Annotated in this window: 3 protein-coding genes; 2 read left to right on the top strand and 1 reads right to left on the bottom strand. The window is 60.6% G+C overall.

Going from position 1 to position 4224, the window contains the following annotated elements:
• Positions 1-306: 306 nt before the first annotated feature.
• Complete coding sequence (locus tag ACH2EH_RS14220; protein WP_395142704.1) at positions 307-3204, bottom strand: VIT domain-containing protein; 2898 nt, start codon at positions 3202-3204, stop codon at positions 307-309.
• Between the two features lie 95 nt (positions 3205-3299).
• Here ACH2EH_RS14220 and ACH2EH_RS14215 point away from each other — a divergent pair, with 95 nt between their 5' ends.
• Together ACH2EH_RS14215 and ACH2EH_RS14210 are read left to right on the top strand one after the other, a co-directional pair.
• A complete protein-coding gene (locus ACH2EH_RS14215; protein ID WP_395142703.1) occupies positions 3300-3827 on the top strand; it encodes an NUDIX domain-containing protein in 528 nt (175 codons plus the stop codon).
• 1 nt (position 3828) lies between these two features.
• Positions 3829-4194 (top strand): RNA-binding S4 domain-containing protein, encoded by a 366-nt coding sequence (locus tag ACH2EH_RS14210; protein ID WP_395142702.1) that lies wholly within the window; start codon positions 3829-3831, stop codon positions 4192-4194.
• The last annotated feature ends 30 nt before the right edge of the window (positions 4195-4224 follow it).

Below are 4224 nucleotides of genomic sequence, written 5' to 3'. Positions count from 1 at the left end.
CCACAATCTGGAGCGCGCACTGGTGCAGTTCGCGCTGTGCCAGAGTATCGAGGCGCAAGAGAGCACGATCCGCAAGATCATCTCCGACGCGCTGTAGCCGGGTTGAGTCGCCTTTATGAACTCTCGCCCCCATGAACGGGGGCGTCTTGTTGTCGTCGCGGGCTCCGACACGAAGGCCACTTCGGGCCATACCGAGTTTATTCGGCACTCGGTTTACTCGGCATGGGCGGAACGCCCTTTGTGTCGGCGCAGCCGTCAATAAGACGCCCCCGTTCATGGGGGCGAATCTTATCGGGGCGATCCCCTTCACCTCCCCAGTGTCACCTCGCCAATCGTCACGGTTTCTTTGTTCTGCGTGAGACGTAGCGTCAGGTGCTGGCGCTTCTCATTGCCGCGCCCGAAGTTCGTGATTATCGTGGCCTGCACCGTCGTGCCGCCGGTGAGTTTCTGCTCGTTGCTGCCGAAGTAGTTGGTCTGAATTTTATAGACACCGGGCACGGCGCGACGGATCATGTAGTCCTCGGGGCCGTAGCCACTGGTGAAGTCCTTGGAGAGCTTGCCGCCCACTTGGGTTAGATTATGGCTGTAGAAGCACTCCTCGCCCGTGGGCTCGATCACGTGCAGATCCATGTCCGAGCTATCTGAGTCCCAAGTCATCACGATTCGCACGTCGCACGTGAGGTTCTGGAGCAAGCGAGCGTCAAAGTTATGGCGTGTGTTCGGGTGTTTTGCCAGGATCGCATTGGCCTCGGTGAGCGCAATGACTTCGATGCCGTCGAAGCGCTCCCAGTGACGCATCACAACCGTGTGTAGTAGCGCCAGCGCCCGCTCGGTTTGATTTAAGTCGGCGCACACCAGGGCAAGATCGCGGTAGCTCTGGGGCTCCTCGGGGCGCAGGCGCAGAATCTTCTCAAAGAGCGTGGCGGCAATTTGCTTTTCTCCGAGCTGTGCCAGCCGGTGCGCTAAAACACGCAGCAGTGCTGCGTCCTCGATCTGCAAGTCAGCAAGAGACGTCAAGACGCGCAGGCCCTCAGCTTGGCGACCAAGCTGGAGGAGCATTTCAGCGCAGTCGAGATAGAAGGCGGGCGTGTCGGCGTAGCTCTCGCGCTCCTTTAGGTACGCCGCGTAGGCACCACTCGGCCCAGCGGCCTTGAGCGTCTTCAGATACGGCGCATCCGGAGTCCAAGGCTTGATCGCGATTCCCAAGTTCATCGTATCTGGCGCAAGTGCACCGGGATTTTTGGCCAACGTGGCAGGGCTCATAGGAGAATTGAGCTTATACAGCTCCGCCAAAGGATCGGAGTTTGCCCGCCCCGATGCCGCCACAGCCGGTAGCCTCGTTCCAGGCGGTAGCGTCATCGAGCGGCGGACACCCGTGATAGACTCTTCCCGTTTTTTCTCCATGTCGCTCTTTTTGGCGAACTTGGGGAAGTCTTTCTTCCACCAGCTTGTGCGGTCATTCCACTGAGCCAGCACGCTCTGGAGCTGGAGGTCATCCTTGATCCGCTGTGTGTTCTTCTCCGTTTTCTCGCGGCCCAGCCAGGCATCGTAGAGCGCGGGGCGGGTGCGCGGCGGGGCGATATTGTGCTCGACGTACTGCTCCAGGTTTTCGAGGACGATCAAGGAGGTGCCTGGCGTGACTAAATTAAAATCCCGGCCCAGAGCGAGCAGTGCCTCGTGGTTTTCGTCGGGCAGGAGCGCGAGGCGCTCGACACGCTGTGCGGCCCACTGGCGGGCGATGAGGCCCTGCGCCGAGCTTCCGGTGCGCGAAACGGTGACGGGGTGGCGTGCGATAATCTGTCCACCAGGCAAGCCGTAGATCAGCGTCAACTTCGCTTCGTCGGTGAGGAGGCGGCCCGTGATGAGGCCGTCTTGCCACTGGAGATCGGCTGTCCCCGGCCCCTCCACACCAAGAAGGGTAACACTAGGGCGCCCCAGGATGTCGGGGTTCGTGCCGGCACTGAGAGCGCCCCCCGTCTGCTCGCAGAAGTAGCGCAGGAGGCCAAAGTTCGTTCCCGGCGCGGTGGCGATGGCGTAGATCGGGGTTTTCGCCGCCACTTTAGGCAAGCCGTGCCCGAGATTGGAGAAGCCATCGGTGAACCAGAGCCAGTAGTCGCGGCGGGGAAGATTCAGTGCGCCCAGTGCCGTCCCACCGTCGAAGGGCTGCGATTTGAGAAACGCAATGAGCGCACTGGCATTGCCACCCGTCACCCGAAACTTGCGCGGCTTCTCCGCCCGCTCGCGCAGCACGACCACCTCGACCTCAAGGGTCTTCCCAGAAAGATGCTCGCTCAGCAGTGCCAGCTCCTTGCCGATCTCCGCCTTCCGACGGCTCAGGCTCGCATCCCAGACAATTCCGATCTGGCGCGGTGCAACCCGCTCGATCTTGGCACGAGGCGGGGTGTCGGCGATGCAAAAAAACGTCTCGGGCCGTGGGCCACTCGCACGCGTGAAAATCTCCGTCAGCACGGTGGGGCTGTCCGTTTGGGGAACCGTGATTGTCACATCCTGCTCGGCGCTATTTTCCAGCACAATCTCCGCTCTCAGGTGATCGTCGAAGCGGGACAGCGTAAAAGGGCGCTTGCCGACCAAGACGCTGGCCTTACTTGTACCGAGTACGTCCACGGTGACTTTACCCTCGGGGACACTGCTGCCAAATCGAACCGGAATCGTTTTTTTGTCGGTGCTGTAGGTGATGCGCACGGTACGGGTGCCACCCGCCGGAAGCGGGTAAATACGGGTACGAAAGACATTGCCCTCCAGCCGCTCCAGGAGGCCGGGGTCCACTCCCTTGCGCACCTCTTTTTCAAACACCACGCGAGCTTTCTCTTTTTCCACCGGCACGGCATCCACCAGCTCGCCCTTCACATCCAGCGCAAACCCTGAGACCGCCGCGCCCTCCGGCAGAGGAAATGTCAGCTCGCCTTCCAGCACCCGCTTCGACGAGTTATGGAAAACCAGTGTCTGGGTGACTTGCGCCAGCGGCCCCGCGACCGTGATCTGAATATCCGCACGCTCCAGCCGCACCGGCGCATCTTTTTCTTCATTACTGACGGTCAGTTGCAGCGGCGGAAAATTTCGTTCCTGCCGCGTGGTAACGGCATGGGGAGCGGAGCTTGTTTTGGGGGAAGCCGCCCGCAGAAGCGTATGGGGGGTACAGGCCACAAGGGCACAGAGGGACAGAGCAAGGGCAGTGAGTCTCATGATTTAATCTCCGGCTGTTTGGTGCATTCTAAGGGTAAAAAGGTTCACAAGCTATGATCTGAATCATAGAAAAAGTACGGTAGGATAGATATATTATGAGTGCGTTTTTTCCCGCCCATCTGACAGTGCACTTTTGCCCGCACTGTGGCGTCCCCAGCACAGCGTCTTCCGAGAACTTCTTTGCGTGCGCCGCGTGCAGCTACCGCCTGCATTTTAACAACACGGTTGCCGTCGCTGTTCTGGCGGTCAACTCAAAAGGCGAGCTTTTGTTTATTCGCCGGGCACGCGATCCGGGTAAGGGGAAGCTGGCCCTGCCGGGGGGCTTTGTGGATCCGGGTGAGACGGCGGAAGACGCGACTCGCCGCGAGGTGATGGAGGAGCTGGGTGTGGCAGTGACCGCTCTAAGTTTTCTGTGCACCGCTCCCAATATCTACCCCTACCGTGGGATTGTCTACACCGTCTGTGATCTCTTCTTCGTGGCGGAGCTGGCCGAGCAGAGCTTCACCCTCGCGCCACGTGAAGTGGAAAGCACGATCTGGCTGGCCCCCCAAGCGGTGGACTTAGACGAGATTGCGTTTCCCTCCATGCGGGCGGCACTGGCGCTCTACCGGGAAAATCTCTAGTATGGACGAAGGTTTCGAAGTGCGCGGGGAGTTCATCACCCTCGGTCAGCTCTTAAAAGTTCTGGGAATCGCGATGACAGGCGGGGAAGCGAAGCTCCAGCTTGAGGAGGGCGAGTTCCAGGTCAACGACGAACCTGAGACACGGCGCGGGCGTAAGCTACGCCCCGGCGATACGGTAACGTTCCCCGACGGCAGTACTCTAGCGCTTGCCCCACCAGCGAATGCCCAAGGCAGCGACGAGGCTCCCGGCGATACACATCACCAGCAGGGTGAGCAGGCTGCGGACAAGGCTGGCCAAGGGAGCCACCACCCCACGAACCACCAGATCTCCCGCCGTATTGTCCGGCGCAGGCGTCGCCCCGGGTAGTGGCTTGGGAGTTGGTGTAGGAGCCGGGAG

The organism is Armatimonas sp., from assembly GCF_043760365.1.
Lineage (GTDB): Bacteria > Armatimonadota > Armatimonadia > Armatimonadales > Armatimonadaceae > Armatimonas.
The sequence above is the reverse complement of the archived record's forward strand: the minus strand, read 5'-3'. Positions and strand labels throughout refer to the sequence as shown.

What these genes read in the sequence shown, in the direction of transcription:
- ACH2EH_RS14215 (WP_395142703.1), top strand. Translation starts at nt 3,300, where the DNA reads ATGAGTGCGTTTTTTCCCGCCCATCTGACAGTGCACTTTTGCCCGCAC.
- ACH2EH_RS14210 (WP_395142702.1), top strand. Translation starts at nt 3,829, where the DNA reads ATGGACGAAGGTTTCGAAGTGCGCGGGGAGTTCATCACCCTCGGTCAG.
- ACH2EH_RS14220 (WP_395142704.1), bottom strand. Translation starts at nt 3,204, where the DNA reads ATGAGACTCACTGCCCTTGCTCTGTCCCTCTGTGCCCTTGTGGCCTGT.